Source organism: Pseudomonas sp. BNK-44-b, assembly GCF_047456245.1.
In the GTDB taxonomy this organism is placed as follows: domain Bacteria; phylum Pseudomonadota; class Gammaproteobacteria; order Pseudomonadales; family Pseudomonadaceae; genus Aquipseudomonas; species Aquipseudomonas machongensis.
This window is the reverse complement of sequence record NZ_CP179908.1, coordinates 4,802,087-4,818,187: the sequence shown is the minus strand read 5'-3', so window position 1 is coordinate 4,818,187 and position 16,101 is coordinate 4,802,087. Positions and strand designations below refer to the sequence as shown.

At 63.3% G+C, this 16,101-nt stretch carries 15 protein-coding genes and 1 pseudogene; 7 read left to right on the top strand and 9 right to left on the bottom strand.

Annotated elements, in window-relative coordinates; translation table 11 throughout:
- Window positions 1-151 precede the first annotated feature (151 nt).
- From pip to ACMGGG_RS21890, 7 genes are all read left to right on the top strand, one after another.
- Window positions 152-1,123, top strand: coding sequence for a prolyl aminopeptidase (gene pip / locus ACMGGG_RS21920; RefSeq protein WP_063541390.1), 972 nt, complete (start codon window positions 152-154; stop codon window positions 1,121-1,123).
- Complete coding sequence (gene dtd, locus ACMGGG_RS21915) at window positions 1,120-1,557, top strand: D-aminoacyl-tRNA deacylase (RefSeq protein WP_054894799.1); 438 nt, start codon at window positions 1,120-1,122, stop codon at window positions 1,555-1,557. The genes pip and dtd overlap by 4 nt, the downstream gene beginning before the upstream one ends.
- Window positions 1,558-1,820: 263 nt before the next feature.
- The gene (locus ACMGGG_RS21910) at window positions 1,821-3,566 is read left to right on the top strand and encodes a glucan biosynthesis protein G (RefSeq protein WP_081255321.1); all 1,746 of its coding nucleotides are present in this window, start codon (window positions 1,821-1,823) and stop codon (window positions 3,564-3,566) included.
- On the top strand, window positions 3,559-6,132 hold the full coding sequence (mdoH, locus tag ACMGGG_RS21905; protein ID WP_112899350.1) for a glucans biosynthesis glucosyltransferase MdoH: 2,574 nt from the start codon (window positions 3,559-3,561) through the stop codon (window positions 6,130-6,132). Before ACMGGG_RS21910 ends, mdoH begins: the two co-directional genes overlap by 8 nt.
- A gap of 221 nt (window positions 6,133-6,353) precedes the next feature.
- A complete protein-coding gene (locus ACMGGG_RS21900; protein ID WP_414155834.1) occupies window positions 6,354-7,151 on the top strand; it encodes a transporter substrate-binding domain-containing protein in 798 nt (265 codons plus the stop codon).
- A 78-nt stretch (window positions 7,152-7,229) separates the two neighbouring features.
- Window positions 7,230-8,192: an amino acid ABC transporter permease gene (locus ACMGGG_RS21895; RefSeq protein WP_414154416.1), complete on the top strand. Its 963-nt coding sequence runs from the start codon at window positions 7,230-7,232 to the stop codon at window positions 8,190-8,192.
- A complete protein-coding gene (locus tag ACMGGG_RS21890; RefSeq protein ID WP_054894811.1) occupies window positions 8,185-8,919 on the top strand; it encodes an amino acid ABC transporter ATP-binding protein in 735 nt (244 codons plus the stop codon). Before ACMGGG_RS21895 ends, ACMGGG_RS21890 begins: the two co-directional genes overlap by 8 nt.
- A gap of 75 nt (window positions 8,920-8,994) precedes the next feature.
- Here the strand turns inward: ACMGGG_RS21890 and ACMGGG_RS21885 are convergent, their stop codons facing one another.
- The 9 genes and pseudogenes from ACMGGG_RS21885 to hisI all read right to left on the bottom strand — a co-directional run bounded on the left by ACMGGG_RS21885 (window position 8,995) and on the right by hisI (window position 16,066).
- Window positions 8,995-10,938, bottom strand: a complete 1,944-nt coding sequence (locus ACMGGG_RS21885) for a methyl-accepting chemotaxis protein (protein ID WP_112899349.1) — start codon at window positions 10,936-10,938, stop codon at window positions 8,995-8,997.
- 152 nt (window positions 10,939-11,090) lie between these two features.
- Entirely contained in the window at window positions 11,091-11,804 is a 714-nt protein-coding gene (locus ACMGGG_RS21880) for a methyl-accepting chemotaxis protein (protein ID WP_414155833.1), read from the bottom strand.
- A gap of 141 nt (window positions 11,805-11,945) precedes the next feature.
- Window positions 11,946-12,890: pseudogene (locus ACMGGG_RS21875) on the bottom strand (methyl-accepting chemotaxis protein); the annotation flags it as partial.
- Between the two features lie 216 nt (window positions 12,891-13,106).
- Window positions 13,107-13,814, bottom strand: a complete 708-nt coding sequence (locus ACMGGG_RS21870) for a 16S rRNA (uracil(1498)-N(3))-methyltransferase (protein WP_414154415.1) — start codon at window positions 13,812-13,814, stop codon at window positions 13,107-13,109.
- Window positions 13,811-14,602, bottom strand: coding sequence for a twin-arginine translocase subunit TatC (gene tatC / locus ACMGGG_RS21865; protein WP_063546576.1), 792 nt, complete (start codon window positions 14,600-14,602; stop codon window positions 13,811-13,813). The genes ACMGGG_RS21870 and tatC overlap by 4 nt, the downstream gene beginning before the upstream one ends.
- On the bottom strand, window positions 14,599-14,973 hold the full coding sequence (gene tatB / locus ACMGGG_RS21860; RefSeq protein WP_065863874.1) for a Sec-independent protein translocase protein TatB: 375 nt from the start codon (window positions 14,971-14,973) through the stop codon (window positions 14,599-14,601). The genes tatC and tatB overlap by 4 nt, the downstream gene beginning before the upstream one ends.
- A 3-nt stretch (window positions 14,974-14,976) precedes the next feature.
- On the bottom strand, window positions 14,977-15,261 hold the full coding sequence (locus ACMGGG_RS21855) for a twin-arginine translocase TatA/TatE family subunit (RefSeq protein ID WP_054894793.1): 285 nt from the start codon (window positions 15,259-15,261) through the stop codon (window positions 14,977-14,979).
- 77 nt (window positions 15,262-15,338) lie between these two features.
- On the bottom strand, window positions 15,339-15,671 hold the full coding sequence (locus tag ACMGGG_RS21850) for a phosphoribosyl-ATP diphosphatase (protein ID WP_054894792.1): 333 nt from the start codon (window positions 15,669-15,671) through the stop codon (window positions 15,339-15,341).
- A 2-nt stretch (window positions 15,672-15,673) separates the two neighbouring features.
- Window positions 15,674-16,066, bottom strand: a complete 393-nt coding sequence (gene hisI, locus ACMGGG_RS21845; RefSeq protein WP_054894791.1) for a phosphoribosyl-AMP cyclohydrolase — start codon at window positions 16,064-16,066, stop codon at window positions 15,674-15,676.
- Window positions 16,067-16,101 lie beyond the last annotated feature (35 nt).

Here is a 16,101-nt window from a genome sequence, read left to right as displayed (position 1 = left end):
ATGCTAGTGAGCCGCGCAGGCCAGGCTGACATAACAGTTTATAGAGGCCGTGAGGCAATCATCTGGCAGGCCCATCACACGGGTACATGCTCAAAGCGCAATTCAGGTTTATGATGGCCCTCGGCCGAACAATCCTCACACGGAGTGCGCAATGCAGACCCTCTACCCGCAGATCAAACCCTACGCCCGGCACGATCTGGCCGTGGAAGCGCCGCACGTGTTGTATGTCGATGAAAGTGGTTCGCCTGAAGGTTTGCCGGTGGTGTTCATCCACGGAGGTCCGGGCTCGGGCTGCGACGCCCAGAGTCGTTGCTACTTCGACCCCAACCTCTACCGCATCATCACCTTCGACCAGCGCGGCTGTGGGCGCTCCACGCCACACGCGAGCCTGGAGAACAACACCACCTGGCACCTGATCGAAGACCTGGAGCGCATCCGCGAGCACCTGGGCATCGACAAATGGGTACTGTTCGGTGGCTCCTGGGGCTCGACGCTGGCGCTGGCCTACGCCCAGACCCACCCCGAGCGCGTGCATGGCCTGATCCTGCGTGGGATCTTCCTGTGCCGTCCCCAGGAAATAGAATGGTTCTATCAGGCGGGCGCCAGCCGTCTGTTCCCCGACTACTGGCAGGACTACATCGCGCCGATCCCGGCCGAGGAGCGCGGCGACCTGGTCAAGGCTTTCCACAAGCGCCTGACCGGCCACGACCAGATCGCCCAGATGCAAGCCGCCAAGGCCTGGTCGACCTGGGAAGGCCGTACTGCCACGCTGCGTCCCAACCCGCTGGTGGTCGATCGCTTCTCCGAGCCTCAGCGTGCGCTGTCGATCGCCCGTATCGAATGCCACTACTTCATGAACAATGCCTTCCTCGAGCCGGACCAGCTGATCCGCGATTTGCCGAAGATCGCCCACCTGCCGGCGGTTATCGTGCATGGACGCTATGACGTGATCTGCCCGCTGGACAACGCTTGGGAGCTGCACCAGGCCTGGCCGAACAGCGAACTCAAGGTGATCCGAGATGCTGGCCACGCCGCGTCCGAGCCAGGCATCACCGATGCCCTGGTACGCGCGGCAGACCAGATGGCGCGTCGCCTGCTCGACCTGCCCCTGGAAGAAGCATGAAGGGCCTGCTGCAGCGTGTACGCGCAGCACGGGTGGAAGTCGAGGGCGAGATCGTCGGCGCCGTAGACCAGGGTTTGCTGGTGCTGGTGGCGGTCGAGCCTGAAGATACCCGCGAACATGCCGATAAGCTTTTGCACAAGCTGCTGAACTACCGGGTGTTCAGCGACCCGCAAGGCAAGATGAACCTGTCGCTCAAGGATATCGGCGGCGGGCTGCTGCTGGTGTCGCAGTTCACCCTGGCCGCCGACACCCGTAGTGGCATGCGGCCGGGTTTTTCGACGGCGGCGCCGCCTGCACTGGGGGCCGAGCTTTTCGACTATCTTTTGCAGCAGGCTAAGCTTCAGCACTCGGACGTCGAGAGTGGCCGTTTTGGTGCAGACATGCAGGTTCACTTGGTCAATGATGGCCCCGTAACATTTATGTTACAAATATGAGCCGCAAAAACCCCTTGTTTGTAGGAAAACAAGGGGTTTTGTACGATAAATAGTTTGTCCAGCCTGATGCGTTGTAACGCAGCCTGCTGGATAATCGCGCGCTGCGTGAGCCTGCGTTCGCAGGTTCGTTTCACTCTGACTCGAGCATTGTCTGGATCCGTTTGGGGAATCATTGCGCCCTTGCGGGGTCCGAACAGTGCTCGCCAACCCGGCATTGGTCGCTGGCCGTTGGTTTCATGATCTGTTTACGGCGAGGGTTGCTCGTGATTGTAAGTCCCTGTAATGCACCAAGAATCCCCGGCAATCGGCTGCGCACGGCCTTGTTGGCAGGCGCAGCGCTGGTTGGCCTGATGAGCGCTGGCCAGCTGTGGGCATTCAATCTTGACGATGTTGCAGCCAAGGCAAAGGATCTGGCCGGCCAGAAGTACGAAGCACCGAAGAGCAACCTGCCTCCGGTGTTCCGCGACATGAAGTACGCGGACTATCAGAAAATCCGCTTCATCCAGGAAAAGGCCGAATGGGCGAATGACAAGACCCCGTTCAAGCTCTCCTTCTATCATCAGGGCATGCACTTCGACACGCCGGTGACCATCAACGAGATCACCGCCAAGAAGGTCGAAGAGATCAAGTACGACCCGAGCCGCTTCGAGTTCGGCGACGTACCGCATGACGCCGATGCCACCAAGAACCTCGGCTACGCCGGTTTCCGCGTGCTCTACCCGATCAACAAGCCTGACAAGCAGGATGAGATCATGACCCTGCTGGGCGCCAGCTACTTCCGCGTGGTCGGCAAGGGGCACGCCTATGGCCTGTCTGCCCGTGGCCTGGCCATCGACACCGCGCTGCCGTCCGGCGAAGAGTTCCCGCGCTTTCGCGAGTTCTGGATCGAGAAGCCCAAGCCCGCCGACAAGCACCTGGTGATCTACGCGCTGCTCGATTCGCCACGTTCCACCGGCGCCTACAAGCTGACCGTGCGTCCAGGCGACGACACCATCGTCGACGTCAAGTCCAAGGTGTTCCTGCGCGATCACGTCAGCCGCCTGGGCATCGCCCCGCTGACCAGCATGTTCCTGTTCGGCCCGAACCAGCCGTCGAAGGTACAGAACTACCGTCCGGCGCTGCATGACTCCGAAGGCCTGTCGATTCACGCCGGCAACGGCGAATGGCTGTGGCGTCCGCTGAACAATCCGAAACACCTGGCAGTCAGCAACTTCAGCGTCGAGAACCCGCGTGGTTTCGGCCTGATGCAGCGCCAGCGCGCCTTCAGCGACTTCGAAGACCTCGACGACAACTACCAGAAGCGTCCAAGCACCTGGATCGAGCCCAAGGGCGACTGGGGCAAGGGCACCGTCGACCTGGTCGAGATTCCGACTGCCGACGAGACCAACGACAACATCGTTGCTTTCTGGAGCCCGGAAACCCTGCCTGAGCCAGGCAAGCCGTTCGAGTACAACTACCGCCTGCACTGGACCATCAGCGAGCCCAAGTTCCAGGCCCAGGACCTCGGCTGGGTCAAGCAGACCCTGCGTTCCACCGGTGACGTCAAGCAAGCCAACCTGATCCGTCAGGCCGATGGCAGCGTGGCTTTCCTGGTCGACTTCAACGGCCCGGTGCTGGCGGCATTGCCGGAAGACACCGCGGTGCGCAGCCAGGTCAGCGTGGGCGACAATGCCGAGCTGGTCGAGAACAATCTACGCTACAACCCTGAGATCAAGGGCTGGCGTCTGACCCTGCGGTTGAAGGTCAAGGATCCGAAGAAGTCCACCGAGATGCGTGCCGCGCTGGTACGCGATGTTCCGGTCGAGGCGCCGAAGGAAACCAAACCTGCCGAAACCAAGCAGGACAAGGCGGCCGCCAAGCACGCCAAGGCTCAGCATGCCAAGGCCGAGAAGGCCGAGACGCCTGCCGAGCAACCAGCCGCCGACGCGGCGTCCACCAACGGGGCCCCGGCCACCACCGAGAAGGTGCTGACCGAAACCTGGAGCTATCAGTTGCCTGCCGATGAGTAACTCAAGCGCAAGGCCGGAATCGCTTGGCGAGTACCTGGCCCACCTCCCTCTGAGCGACGAGCAGCGAGCGGAACTCGCCAGCTGCTCTTCCTTCAGCGAGCTGCACCAACGCTTGGCGGCCGATCCGGCCGCCAGCGCCACCGAGGCCGTCCAGGCTTCGGTGGGTTCCCGTCTGACGGTTGGCAGTGCCGCCGAGCTCGAAGAGGCCGAGATGCTCGGCGTCGACGGCGGTGGCCGCCTGTGCCTGAAGATCGCCCCACCGATCAAGCGTACCAAGGTCCTGCCCGAGCCCTGGCGCACCAATATCCTGGTGCGCATGTGGCGGCGCATGACTGGCCGCACCAACGCTCCGCAACCGCCCAAGCGCGAGTTGCCGCCGGCACGCTGGCGCCGGGTCGGTTCGTTGCGCCGCTACATCCTGCTGGCGCTGATGATCGGCCAGACCATCGTCGCCGGCTGGTACATGAAGGGCATCCTGCCGTACCAGGGCTGGTCGTTCGTCGACCTGGACGAAGTGGTCAACCAGCCGATCTGGGACACCGTCGTGCAAGTCTGGCCCTATGCCTTGCAGACCTCCATCCTGATTCTCTTCGGCATCCTGTTCTGCTGGGTGTCGGCGGGCTTCTGGACTGCGCTGATGGGCTTCCTCGAGCTGCTCACCGGCCGCGACAAGTACAAGATTTCCGGCAGCAGTGCCGGCAACGAGCCGATCCCGGCCGATGCCCGCACCGCGATCGTCATGCCGATCTGCAACGAAGATGTGCCACGGGTCTTCGCTGGCCTGCGCGCGACCTTCGAGTCGGTGGCCGCCACCGGCAACCTGGACCGCTTCGACTTCTTCGTGCTCAGCGACACCAACGACACCGACATCGCCGTTGCCGAGCAACAGGCGTGGCTCGAGGTATGCCGTGAGGCGAAAGGCTTCGGTCGTATCTTCTATCGCCGCCGCCGCCGCCGCGTGAAACGCAAGAGCGGCAACCTCGACGACTTCTGCCGTCGCTGGGGGGGCGAATACAAGTACATGGTCGTGCTCGACGCCGACAGCGTGATGAGCGGTGAGTGCCTGAGCAGCCTGGTGCGCCTGATGGAGGCCAACCCGGACGCCGGTATCATCCAGACCGGGCCGAAGGCTTCTGGCATGGACACGCTGTATGCGCGCATGCAGCAGTTCGCCACCCGTGTGTACGGCCCGCTGTTCACCGCAGGCCTGCACTTCTGGCAGCTGGGCGAATCGCATTACTGGGGGCACAACGCGATCATCCGCATGAAGCCCTTCATCGAGCACTGCGCCTTGGCGCCATTGCCGGGCAAGGGCGCCTTCGCCGGCGCGATCCTGTCCCACGACTTCGTCGAAGCCGCGCTGATGCGCCGTGCCGGCTGGGGCGTGTGGATCGCCTACGACCTGCCGGGCAGCTATGAAGAGCTGCCCCCGAACCTGCTCGATGAGCTCAAGCGCGACCGGCGCTGGTGCCACGGCAACCTGATGAACTTCCGCCTGTTCCTGGTCAAGGGCATGCACCCGGTGCACCGCGCGGTGTTCCTCACCGGAGTGATGTCGTACCTGTCGGCACCGCTGTGGTTCCTGTTCCTGGTGCTGTCGACCGCGTTGCTGGCAACCAACACGCTGATGGAGCCGCAGTACTTCATCGAGCCGTTCCAGCTGTATCCGCTGTGGCCGCAGTGGCACCCGGAAAAAGCCATCGCGCTGTTCTCCACCACCATCGTGCTGCTGTTCCTGCCCAAGCTGCTCAGCATCATCCTGATCTGGGCCAAGGGCGCGACCGAGTTCGGCGGGCGAATCAGGGTGACCCTGTCGATGCTGATGGAGATGCTGTTCTCCATGTTGCTGGCGCCGGTGCGGATGATCTTCCACACCCGCTTCGTGTTGGCTGCGTTCCTCGGCTGGGCAGCGACCTGGAATTCGCCGCAGCGTGACGACGATTCCACCCCGTGGAGCGAAGCGGTGCGGCGTCATGGCCCGCAGACCTTGCTGGGTATCGCCTGGGCTGCGCTGGTGGCTTGGCTGAATCCGAGCTTCCTGTGGTGGCTGGCGCCGATCGTCGGCTCGCTGGTGCTGTCGATCCCGGTTTCGGTGATCTCCAGCCGTGTGCGCCTGGGCCTGGCGGCCAAGGACGAGCGCTTGTTCCTGATTCCCGAGGAATACGCCACGCCGCACGAGCTGCTGGCAACCGACCAGTACACCCACGAGAACCGCTGGCACGCCCTGAAGGATGGCTTCGTTCGCGCCGTGGTCGATCCGCGTCAGAACGCCCTGGCCTGCGCCATGGGTACGGCCCGTCACGGTCAGTCTGCCGCGATCGAGACGCTGCGCGCCGAGCGCATCGCCAAGGCGCTGGAAGCCGGCCCCAAGGGGATCGACGGCAACACTCGCCTTGCCCTGCTGAGCGACCCGGTGGCGCTGTCGCGCCTGCACGAGCGGGTGTGGACCGAGCAGAACGAGGCGTGGATCAAGGTGTGGCGCAACTCCATCGCCAACGATCCGCACTCGCCGCTGCTGCCGCTGCATCCTGAAGGTGAAGGTCAGCCGGCACTCGTCGGCGCCTGATCCATCGCATTCGCGGGCAAGTCCGCTCCTACAGGCTTTGTAGGAGGGGGCTTGCCCGCGAAGCTTTTTCTACCACCATGATTTTTGGCCAACAAAGTCCCCACCGGCTCTAGGTCCCAGGGCCTGCATGCGTTAGCATCCGTCCCGACACAACGCACCGGTCGGAACGATCGTGCACACAATAAAATTCTGCGTACTTCTTGCTAGGGGACCTGGTGATGATGAAGAAATACCTGTCGCGCATGCTGCTCGGCGTCACCGCGCTGATCGCGGTCACAACCGCCCAGGCGGGCGCCATCGATGATGCGGTCAAGCGCGGCACCCTGCGCGTGGGTATGGACCCGACCTACATGCCGTTCCAGATGACCAACAAGCGCGGCGAGATCGTCGGCTTCGAGGTCGACATCCTCAAGGCGATGGCCAAGTCCATGGGCGTCAAGCTCGAAACCGTCTCCACCGCCTATGACGGCATCATCCCGGCCCTGCTGACCGACAAGTTCGACATGATCGGCAGCGGCATGACCCTGACTCAGGAACGCAACCTGCGCCTGAACTTCAGCGAACCCTTCATCGTGGTTGGCCAGACCCTGCTGATCCGCAAGGAGCTGGCAGGCGAGATCAAGTCGTACAAGGACCTGAACAACGAGAAGTACCGCCTGACCTCCAAGCTCGGCACCACCGGCGAGATGGTCGCCAAGAAGCTGATCAGCAAGGCCAAGTACCACGGCTACGACAACGAGCAGGAAGCGGTGATGGACGTGGTCAACGGCAAGGCCGATGCCTTCGTCTACGACGCGCCGTACAACGTGGTCGCGGTGAACAAGGCCAGCGCCGGCAAGCTGGTCTACCTGGAAGAACCCTTCACCTACGAGCCGCTGGCATTCGGCCTGAAGAAGGGCGACTACGACAGCATCAACTTCATCAACAACTTCCTGCACCAGATCAAGCACGACGGGACCTACGATCGTATTCACGACAAGTGGTTCAAGAAGACCGACTGGCTGAAGGACATGGAATAAGAGCCCGGACCACAAGCCCTGGCGATGACCCTGACGCGCAGGCAACCCCTGCGCGTTCGCATTTACGGAAGCACCCACGTGATCAAACACAAGAAAGCCCAGTGGCCCTGGCACGCGCTCACCGCGCTGGTGCTGGTGGGCCTGGCGTTCAGTCTGTACATGGCCACCTCGATGATCTCTTACGAGTGGCGCTGGAACCGTGTGCCGCAGTACTTCGCCTTCCAGGCCGAAGACGTGCAGCGCGCCGCGGCCTACGGCACCGTCGAGGAGATCGTCGTGTCCGGCAACGACGCCCGCGTCACGCTCAAGAGCGAGGACGGCGAGGTACAAGTGCTGGAGGTGGTCAAGGACAGTCTGCAACTGAGCCGTGGTGACGATGTCGCCGAGGGCGACCAGATCGGCGTCACCCGCCACTGGGCGGCCGGCCCGCTGGCCTGGGGCCTGTGGACTACTTTGTGGATCTCGGTGCTTTCCGGTGCGTTCGGCCTGGTGGTCGGCCTGTTCGCCGGGTTGTGCCGGTTGTCGAGCAACCCGACCCTGCGCGACCTGTCCACGGTTTATGTCGAACTGGTGCGCGGTACGCCGCTGCTGGTGCAGATCTTCATCTTCTATTTCTTCATCGGCACTGTGCTCAACCTGTCCCGCGAGTTCGCCGGGGTGGCGGCGCTGGCGCTGTTCACCGGCGCCTATGTGGCCGAGATCGTCCGTGCCGGTGTGCAGTCGATCACCAAGGGGCAGAACGAAGCGGCGCGCTCGCTGGGCCTGAATGCCAGCCAGTCGATGCGCCATGTGATCCTGCCCCAGGCGTTCAAGCGTGTGCTACCGCCACTGGCGGGGCAGTTCATCAGCCTGGTCAAGGACACCTCGCTGGTGTCGGTGATCGCCATTACCGAGCTGACCAAGAGCGGTCGCGAGGCGATCACCACGTCGTTCTCGACCTTCGAAATCTGGTTCTGCGTGGCAGGCCTGTACCTGCTGATCAACCTGCCGCTGTCGCACATTGCCAGCCGGCTCGAGCGGAGGCTTGCGCAAAGTGATTGAAGTCCGTGACCTGCTGAAAGTCTTCGACACCCGCGGCCAGGTGGTGCGTGCGGTGGACAACGTCTCCACCCAGGTTGCCAAGGGCGAGGTGGTGGTGGTGCTGGGCCCCTCGGGTTCCGGCAAGTCGACCTTCCTGCGCTGCCTGAACGGCCTGGAGCATTTCGACGAAGGCCATGTGGCCATCGATGGGCTGCGCCTGGAAGACCCCAAGACCGACATCAATGCCTACCGCCGTGAAGTCGGCATGGTGTTCCAGCACTTCAACCTGTTCCCGCACATGACCGTGCTGGAGAACCTGTGCCTGGCGCAGAAGGTAGTGCGCAAACGTAGCAAGGCCGACCGCGAAGCCAAGGCCCGTGCACTGCTGGAGAAGGTCGGCATTGGCCAGAAGGTCAATGAATACCCCTCTCGCCTCTCTGGGGGCCAGCAGCAACGGGTGGCCATTGCCCGCGCCCTGGCGATGGACCCGAAGGTGATGCTGTTCGACGAACCGACCTCGGCGCTCGACCCCGAGATGGTCGGCGAGGTGCTGGATGTCATGAAGACCCTGGCCCAGGAAGGCATGACCATGGTCTGCGTGACCCATGAGATGGGCTTTGCCCGAGAGGTGGCTGACCGGGTGCTGTTCTTCGATCATGGCAAGTTGCTGGAAGATTCGGCACCCGCTGCGTTCTTCGCGGCGCCGAGGGACCCGCGGGCCCAGGCGTTCTTGCGCCAGGTGCTTTGATCGGATCGCTCTTTGCGTGGGCAAGCCCGGCCTCCTGTAGGCGCGAGCTTGCGCGCGCAAGGCACATCACCGTTCCTACAGGCTGAATCGCCCCACCATCCCCCGCAACTGCTGCCCCAGCTGCTGTAGTTCACCACTGGAAGTGGCCGTCTGTTCGCTCGCCGAACTGGTGTGATCGGAAGCCTCGCGCACACTGATCACGCTGCGGTTGATCTGTTCGGCCACCACGCTCTGCTCTTCGCTGGCGGTGGCGATTTGCTGGTTCATCCCCTGGATGTTCGATACGGTCCGGGTGATCTGCCCCAATGCATCGCCCGCGCGGCGACTCAGCTCGACACTTTGCTCGGTCAGGGTCCTGCTGCTGTCGAGCAGAGAAGTGACTTCATCGGTGCCCTGGTGCAGGCTTTCGATCAGGTGCTCGATCTCCTCGGTCGACTGCTGGGTGCGCTGGGCCAGGCCCCGTACTTCGTCCGCCACCACCGCGAACCCGCGACCGGCTTCGCCGGCACGTGCCGCTTCGATGGCCGCATTGAGGGCCAGCAGGTTGGTCTGTTCGGAAACCGACTTGATCACGTCGAGGATACTGCCGATCCGTTGGCTTTCCCCCGCCAGGTGTTGCATCGAAGTGAGGCAGCGGTCCATCTGCGTTGCCAGCTGTTCGATACGCGCGATGGCTTCGGCCACCACCTGATCGCCCATTTGTGCCTGCTGGTCAGCGTCGGTTGCGGCCAATGAGGCATGTTCGGCGTTCTGCGCCACTTCCTGCACGGTCGCGCTCATCTGGTTCATGGCCGTGGCCACCTGGTCGGTTTCCTCGCGCTGCTGAGTGATGCGCTCGAGCGTGTCTGCGCTGGCCCCGGCCAGTTGCGAGGCCGCTTGTGACAAGTGCTCGACGCTCTGGTCGATGCCGCCGATCAGCTGGCGCAGGCTCAGCGTCATCTCGCACATGCTGCGCTGCAACTGGCCCATTTCGTCGCGACGCGCCACCGTTTCCACTTGGCTGAGGTCGCCGCGAGCGATGCGGGCGGCCTGGGCCAGGGTCTGGCGCAGTGGCTCGGTGATCTGCCGGGTGATCAGCCAGCCGGCCATCACGCCGACAGCCAAGGCCAGCAGTGCCACGCTGGTCAGCAGTGAGCGAGCGGCTACGGCTTCATGGTCGCGTTGGGCGATTTTTTGTTCGGCCAGTGTCAGGCTCGCAGCCCTGAGGTCGTTGCCCGCAGTTTCCATGCTGTTCTGCAACTGTTCGGCGCGGATTGCCGCCTGACGGTATTGCTCAAGACTGGCGCGGTACTCGGTCAGGGCTTGCTGTGGACGCGCCATGAGCTCGCTTGGCAGCGCGAGCGGGGTGAGGGCGGTGAGCATTTGTTGCAGGCTGGCCTGCGCAGCATCGAGCGAAGCCTCGCCAACCTTGGCGAAATCCTCGACCGGCGAGAAGGTGTAGGCGGGGACCAGGCTTTGCTGGTTGGCGCTGTCGACCTGGCGGGTGAGTGTGTCCATTAGTCCGAGCAGACCGTTCTGTTGTCCATCGGCTGGGAGCTTGAGCAGAGCCTGGGTCTGCAGGTTGTCAATGACTTCGCCGAGAACCCGGTCGCGATCCTGCATGATGTTGCGCAAACGGCTGCGATTGTCGACCGCCTGCAGCAGCTCGCTGAAGCTCTCGCGCAGGCGCTGCAGTTGCTGCAGTTTTTCCGTGAGCAAGCGGCGCGACTCGTCGACACCACTGCGCTGCTGGAGCAGGGTCAGCATGCTGTCGAGTTGATCCAGGGTAGTACCGATGCGCGCCTTGCTAGTGTCGTCGGACAGTACGCGGAACGTGATACGTTCGGCGCGCAGGTCCTTGGTCAGGTCATTGATACGGACGATTTCGCTGAGTTGCTGCGAGCGTTCGATGGCACCGTCCAGGGCGCGCCAGCCGCTGACGGTGGTTGCGAGTGTGAGCAACAGGACCACGGCGAAGCCGAGGGTGAGTTTGAGTCGCACGCTGAGGTTGGCGAGGCGGCGATTGAGATATCCGAACATGGCGAGTCTCCATCCATATGAGAGAAGGACCATGCTGGTAGGTTGCCAGCATGGTCCTTCTGCTCATCGGCAGAGCGCGCGTGGGACTCGACCTGTAAATCCTGTGGGAAAGTTCCACTGGCAGGTAGTGATTATTCCTTGCCTGGCGGCGCTCAGAGACGGAAGCGGGCTACCAGGCCCTGCAGGTGGGTGCCGAGCCGCGCCAGCTCGACGCTGGAGCTGGCAGTCTCTTCACTGGCCGCCGAGGTCTGGTCGGAAATATCCCGTACATTCATCACGCTGCGGTTGATCTCTTCGGCCACTGCACTCTGCTGCTCTGCCGCCGTAGCGATCTGCTGGTTCATCGATTGGATCGACGACACGGTGCGGGTAATGGTATCCAGCGAGCTGCCGGCGCGACGGGTCAGTTCGACGCTGCTGTCGGTGAGTTCGCGGCTGCTGTCCATCACACTGGATACCCGCTGGGTGCCGCTCTGCAGGTTGGCGATCAGCTCCTCGATCTCCTCGGTCGACTGCTGGGTGCGCTGTGCCAGGCTGCGCACTTCATCGGCGACCACGGCGAATCCGCGACCAGCCTCGCCTGCACGTGCAGCTTCGATGGCGGCGTTGAGGGCCAGCAGATTGGTCTGCTGGGCGACCGACTTGATCACGTCGAGCACGCTGCCGATCTTGTCGCTCTCGGTCTTGAGCTGGTTCATCGCTTCGCTGGAGTTACCCACTTCGTTGGCCAGGCGCTCGATCTGGGCGATGGCCTCGCCGACCACCCGATCACCCTCGCGAGCCTGCTGATCGGCCATCAGCGCCGCTTCCGACGCCTGCTCGGCGTTGCGCGCTACTTCCTGCACGGTGGCTGCCATTTCGTTCATGGCGGTCGCGACCTGGTCGGTCTCGACTTTCTGGTTGTTGACCCCTGCGCTGGTCTGCTCGGTGACGGCCGACAACTCTTCGGCAGCACTGGCGATCTGGGTGACGCCGTCGCCGATACCGCTGATCAGTTCGCGCAGGCCCTGGGTCATGCGTTGCATGCTGGCTTGCAGTTGGCCAAGCTCGTCGCGACGTTGCACCTGCAGGTCCTGGCTCAAGTCGCCGCTGGCCACGCGTTCGGCGGCGCTGAGGGTCTGGCGCAGGGGCGCGACGATCTGCCGGGTAATGGCCCAGGCGGCAATGATGCCTAGCAGCAGGGCCAGGGCACTGGCTCCGCCCAGTAGGGTCTTGGCCTGCAGGGCACCGCTGTTGCGCACGGCGGTCTGCGATGCGGTCATCTGCGTACCGGCATCCATCAACACCTGGCCCTGTACAACCATGCGTTGCAAGGTCTGCTCGGCGCTGGTCTGCGCTGCGCCGAACTGGTTCACCGCATCGCGATAGGCGCCCATGGCATTGGCGGCATCATCGAGACTGGCGGCGTATTCGGCGGGCACCCTGGCCGGCAGGGCCTTGAGCACAGCGAGCGCCTGGTCGATGGCATCCAGCGCGGTCTGCTGGAATTCGGCCTTGCCGCTATAGGTGTAGCCACGGACCTGGAAGCGCGCCTGCTGGAGCAAGGCGCTGGCCTGCACGATCTGTTGATAGAGGCTGATGTCGCCACCTTGCGCAAGGCGTTGCTGCACCTGGCCGATCAGCGCAGCGGCCTTGTCGGCGCTGTCACCCAGCACACTGCGTGCGGCTTCACGGCGCTGGCTGGCCTGCTTGAGCTCGACGAAGGCCTGGCGGTATTGGCGCACGGCTTGACGCTGCTGCTCCAGGCGCTGGCGATCCTGCGGATGCTCGATCTGCCCGAGCATCATCTCGACCTGCTGCTCGAGCTTGCCGAGCGCTTTTTCCAGCTCGCCCGCCGATGCGTCGTCGCGGTTGCGTTCGTACTGCTGGCGGGCGATGCGCAGGTCCTGGCTGTAGCCGAGGATCAAGGAGATGTTGCCCAGCTTGTCACCGCGGTCGATGATCGAGTCCATGCCGCGCCAACCTGTGGCGGTGATCGCCATGGTCAACAACAGTACCAGGCCGAAGCCGGCCCCCAGTTTGCGACTGACGCTCACGTTTCCCAGCGACTGGACAACCTTTCCGTACATGACGATCTCCCCGGCGACTTGAAAAGCCAGAATTTTCTTGTGTTGCAAGGCCATCGGCCTGCTGGGGAGAAACTTGATGCCAGGATGCTGACCAAATGGTCAGAATATTCGGGAAAGCAGAGCCGTGACCGCCGTTTCCACACGCAGGATGCGCTCGCCCAGTTGTACGGGGGTCAGGCCGGCCTTGCCCAGCAGTTCCACTTCGTAGGGAATCCAACCGCCTTCCGGGCCGATCGCCAGGGTGACCGGCCCTTGCACCGCGCGTGGGCAGGCCGGGTAGGGGCCGGGATGGCCAACCAGGCCGAGCGTGCCGTCGGCGATGGTGGGCAGCCGGTCTTCGACGAAGGGTTTGAAGCGTTTTTCGATGATGACTTCCGGCAGCACGGTGTCACGTGCCTGCTCAAGGCCCAGGATCAGGTTCTCGCGGATGCTGTCCGGCTGCAGGAACGGCGTCTGCCAGAAGCTTTTCTCGACCTTGTAGCTGTTGATCAGGATCAACCGTGGCACGCCGAGGGTGGCGATGGTCTGGAAAAGACGGCGCAGCATCTTGGGGCGGGGGACGGCCAGCACCAGGGTGAGCGGCAGCTTTGCCGGTGGTTGCTGGTCGAAGCTGACCCGCAGCTCGGCTTCGTGGCCCTCCAGGCGGACTACCTCGGCCTGGCCCATCAGGCCGCCGATGCGGCCTACGCGCAGGGTGTCGCCCACCGCCACGCGGTGGATGTCCTGCATGTGCGTGAAGCGGCGGTCGGCCAGTACGACACGGTCGGCCGCGACGAAGTCGGCCTCCTCGAGCAGCAGCAGGTTCACGCCTGGGTCGCTGGTGGCTGGTCGTTGTGGTCGTCCGCGGCTTCATCCTGCGGATGGCTGCGCTTGCGGATCAGGCCGCCGAACAGCACGCCGATCTCGAACAGCAGCCACATGGGCACGGCCAGCAGCGTTTGCGAGAAGATGTCCGGCGGGGTGAGGATCATGCCGACCACGAAGCAGCCGATGATCACGTAGGGACGGATCTTCTTCAGGTACTTCACATCGACAACGCCGATCCACACCAGCAGCACCACCGCCACCGGAATCTCGAAGGCGACGCCGAAGGCGAAGAACAGGGTCATGACGAAGTCGAGGTAGCTGGCGATGTCGGTCATCATCGACACGCCTTCAGGTGTGGCGCTGGCGAAGAAGCCGAAGATCAGCGGAAACACCAGGAAGTAGGCGAAGGCCATGCCGGCGTAGAACAGGATGATGCTGGAAATCAGCAGCGGGATGGCGATGCGCTTTTCATGGCGATACAGCCCCGGTGCGATGAAGCCCCAGATCTGCTGGAGGATGAACGGGATGGCCAGGAACAGCGAGACGATCATGGTCAGCTTGAACGGCGTGAGGAACGGGGATGCCACGTCGGTGGCGATCATCGTCGCATTGGCCGGCAGGTGCGCACGCAAGGGTGCCGAGACCAGGGTGTAGATCTGCTGGGCGAAGGAGAACAGCCCGGCGAAGATCAGGAAGATAACGGCTACGCAACGCAGCAGGCGGGTGCGCAGTTCGGTCAGGTGCGAGACCAGCGGCATGGGCTGGTCGTGTTCCGGAGTTTCGCTCATGGGGCTCGGGGCGGCTGGTGCGGCTCAGGGGTGGTCGTGGGCGCCGCAGGGGCGGCATTGGCGTCGGCGGCAGGTGCCGGAGTCTCGCTCGCGGCCGGCGTGTTCACGGGCTGCGCGGGCGGTGTCTGCGGGTTGAGGATGCGCTTGGCTTCCTGTTCCATCTGCAGGATGTGCTCGTTGTGCAACTGACGGCGGATGTCATCGGCACCGATCTCGCGCTCGACTTCCATCTTGATGCTGTTGAAGCTGCGCTTGAGCCGGCCGATCCACAACCCCGCGGTACGCGCTGCGCCAGGCAGGCGCTCGGGGCCGAGCACCAGCAGGGCAACCAGGCCGACGAGCAACAGCTCGCTGAAGCTGATGCCGAACATGGGTCAGTCTTTCCGTTGTGGCTCTTGGACCGGCTGAGCCTGGCCCTCGATGGTGTGCGGCTGGCTCAGCGGCGCGGTGTTGTGCGGCTGCTGGGTGGGTTGCACGGACGGCTGTACAGGCGGCGGAGTCTGCTCGGCAGGCTTGCTTTCTTCCTCGTTCATGGCCTTGCGAAAGCCCTTGATCGATTCGCCCAGGTCGCTGCCGAAGTTCTTCAGCTTTTTGGTGCCGAACACCAGCACTACGACGACCAGCAGGACGATCCAGTGTTTCCAGTCAAAGATACCCATGGTGTACTCCCTTGAATGATGTGTAGCCTGAGCGGGCGTTATCGCAGGGCGAGCCCGCTCCTGCAGGGGCATGTCGATCAGGTCGGTTGGCGCGCGGCCTTCTCGTCATGGCCGGAAAGCCCGAAGCGGCGGTCGAGTTCGTCCAGTACCGCCTGTGGATGCTGCCCCAGTGCGCTGAGCATCACCAGGCTATGAAACCACAGGTCGGCGGTTTCATAGATGACATCACTGTAATCCTTGCTCACGGCGGCGTCCTTGGCGGCGATGATCGTCTCGATCGACTCTTCGCCAAGCTTCTCCAGAATCTTGTTCAGGCCCTTGTGGTAGAGGCTCGCCACGTAGGAGCTGTCGGGGGCCGCCTGCTTGCGTTGTTCGAGCACTTCAGCCAGGCGATCGAGTGTGTCGCTCATGTTCAGTGCCCCGCGTGGTAGATAGTGTCAGGATCTTTCAGGACTGGGTCGACGATCTTCCATTCACCGTTTTCGAAGACACGATAGAAGCAGCTTTCACGGCCGGTATGGCAGGCGATATGACCCAGTTGCTCGACCATCAGGATGACCACGTCGGCGTCACAATCCAGGCGCAGCTCATGCAGTTTCTGCACATGGCCGGACTCTTCGCCCTTGCGCCACAGCTTGCCTCGCGAGCGCGACCAATAGATGGCGCGGTTCTCGGCGGCAGTCAGGGCGAGCGATTCACGGTTCATCCAGGCCATCATCAGCACACGCCCGGTCTTGTGGTCCTGGGCGATCGCCGGTACCAGGCCATCGCTGTTCCACTTGATCTCGTCCAGCCAGTCTTTCATCGTCGACTCCAAAACAGGCCCGCTCCCGTACCGGA

Coding starts and splice junctions, on each gene's coding strand:
- pip (WP_063541390.1), top strand. CDS start 152: ATGCAGACCCTCTACCCGCAGATCAAACCCTACGCCCGGCACGATCTG.
- dtd (WP_054894799.1), top strand. CDS start 1,120: ATGAAGGGCCTGCTGCAGCGTGTACGCGCAGCACGGGTGGAAGTCGAG.
- mdoH (WP_112899350.1), top strand. CDS start 3,559: ATGAGTAACTCAAGCGCAAGGCCGGAATCGCTTGGCGAGTACCTGGCC.
- ACMGGG_RS21900 (WP_414155834.1), top strand. CDS start 6,354: ATGAAGAAATACCTGTCGCGCATGCTGCTCGGCGTCACCGCGCTGATC.
- ACMGGG_RS21885 (WP_112899349.1), bottom strand. CDS start 10,938: ATGTTCGGATATCTCAATCGCCGCCTCGCCAACCTCAGCGTGCGACTC.
- ACMGGG_RS21880 (WP_414155833.1), bottom strand. CDS start 11,804: ATGAACGAAATGGCAGCCACCGTGCAGGAAGTAGCGCGCAACGCCGAG.
- tatC (WP_063546576.1), bottom strand. CDS start 14,602: ATGAGCGAAACTCCGGAACACGACCAGCCCATGCCGCTGGTCTCGCAC.
- tatB (WP_065863874.1), bottom strand. CDS start 14,973: ATGTTCGGCATCAGCTTCAGCGAGCTGTTGCTCGTCGGCCTGGTTGCC.
- ACMGGG_RS21855 (WP_054894793.1), bottom strand. CDS start 15,261: ATGGGTATCTTTGACTGGAAACACTGGATCGTCCTGCTGGTCGTCGTA.
- ACMGGG_RS21850 (WP_054894792.1), bottom strand. CDS start 15,671: ATGAGCGACACACTCGATCGCCTGGCTGAAGTGCTCGAACAACGCAAG.
- hisI (WP_054894791.1), bottom strand. CDS start 16,066: ATGAAAGACTGGCTGGACGAGATCAAGTGGAACAGCGATGGCCTGGTA.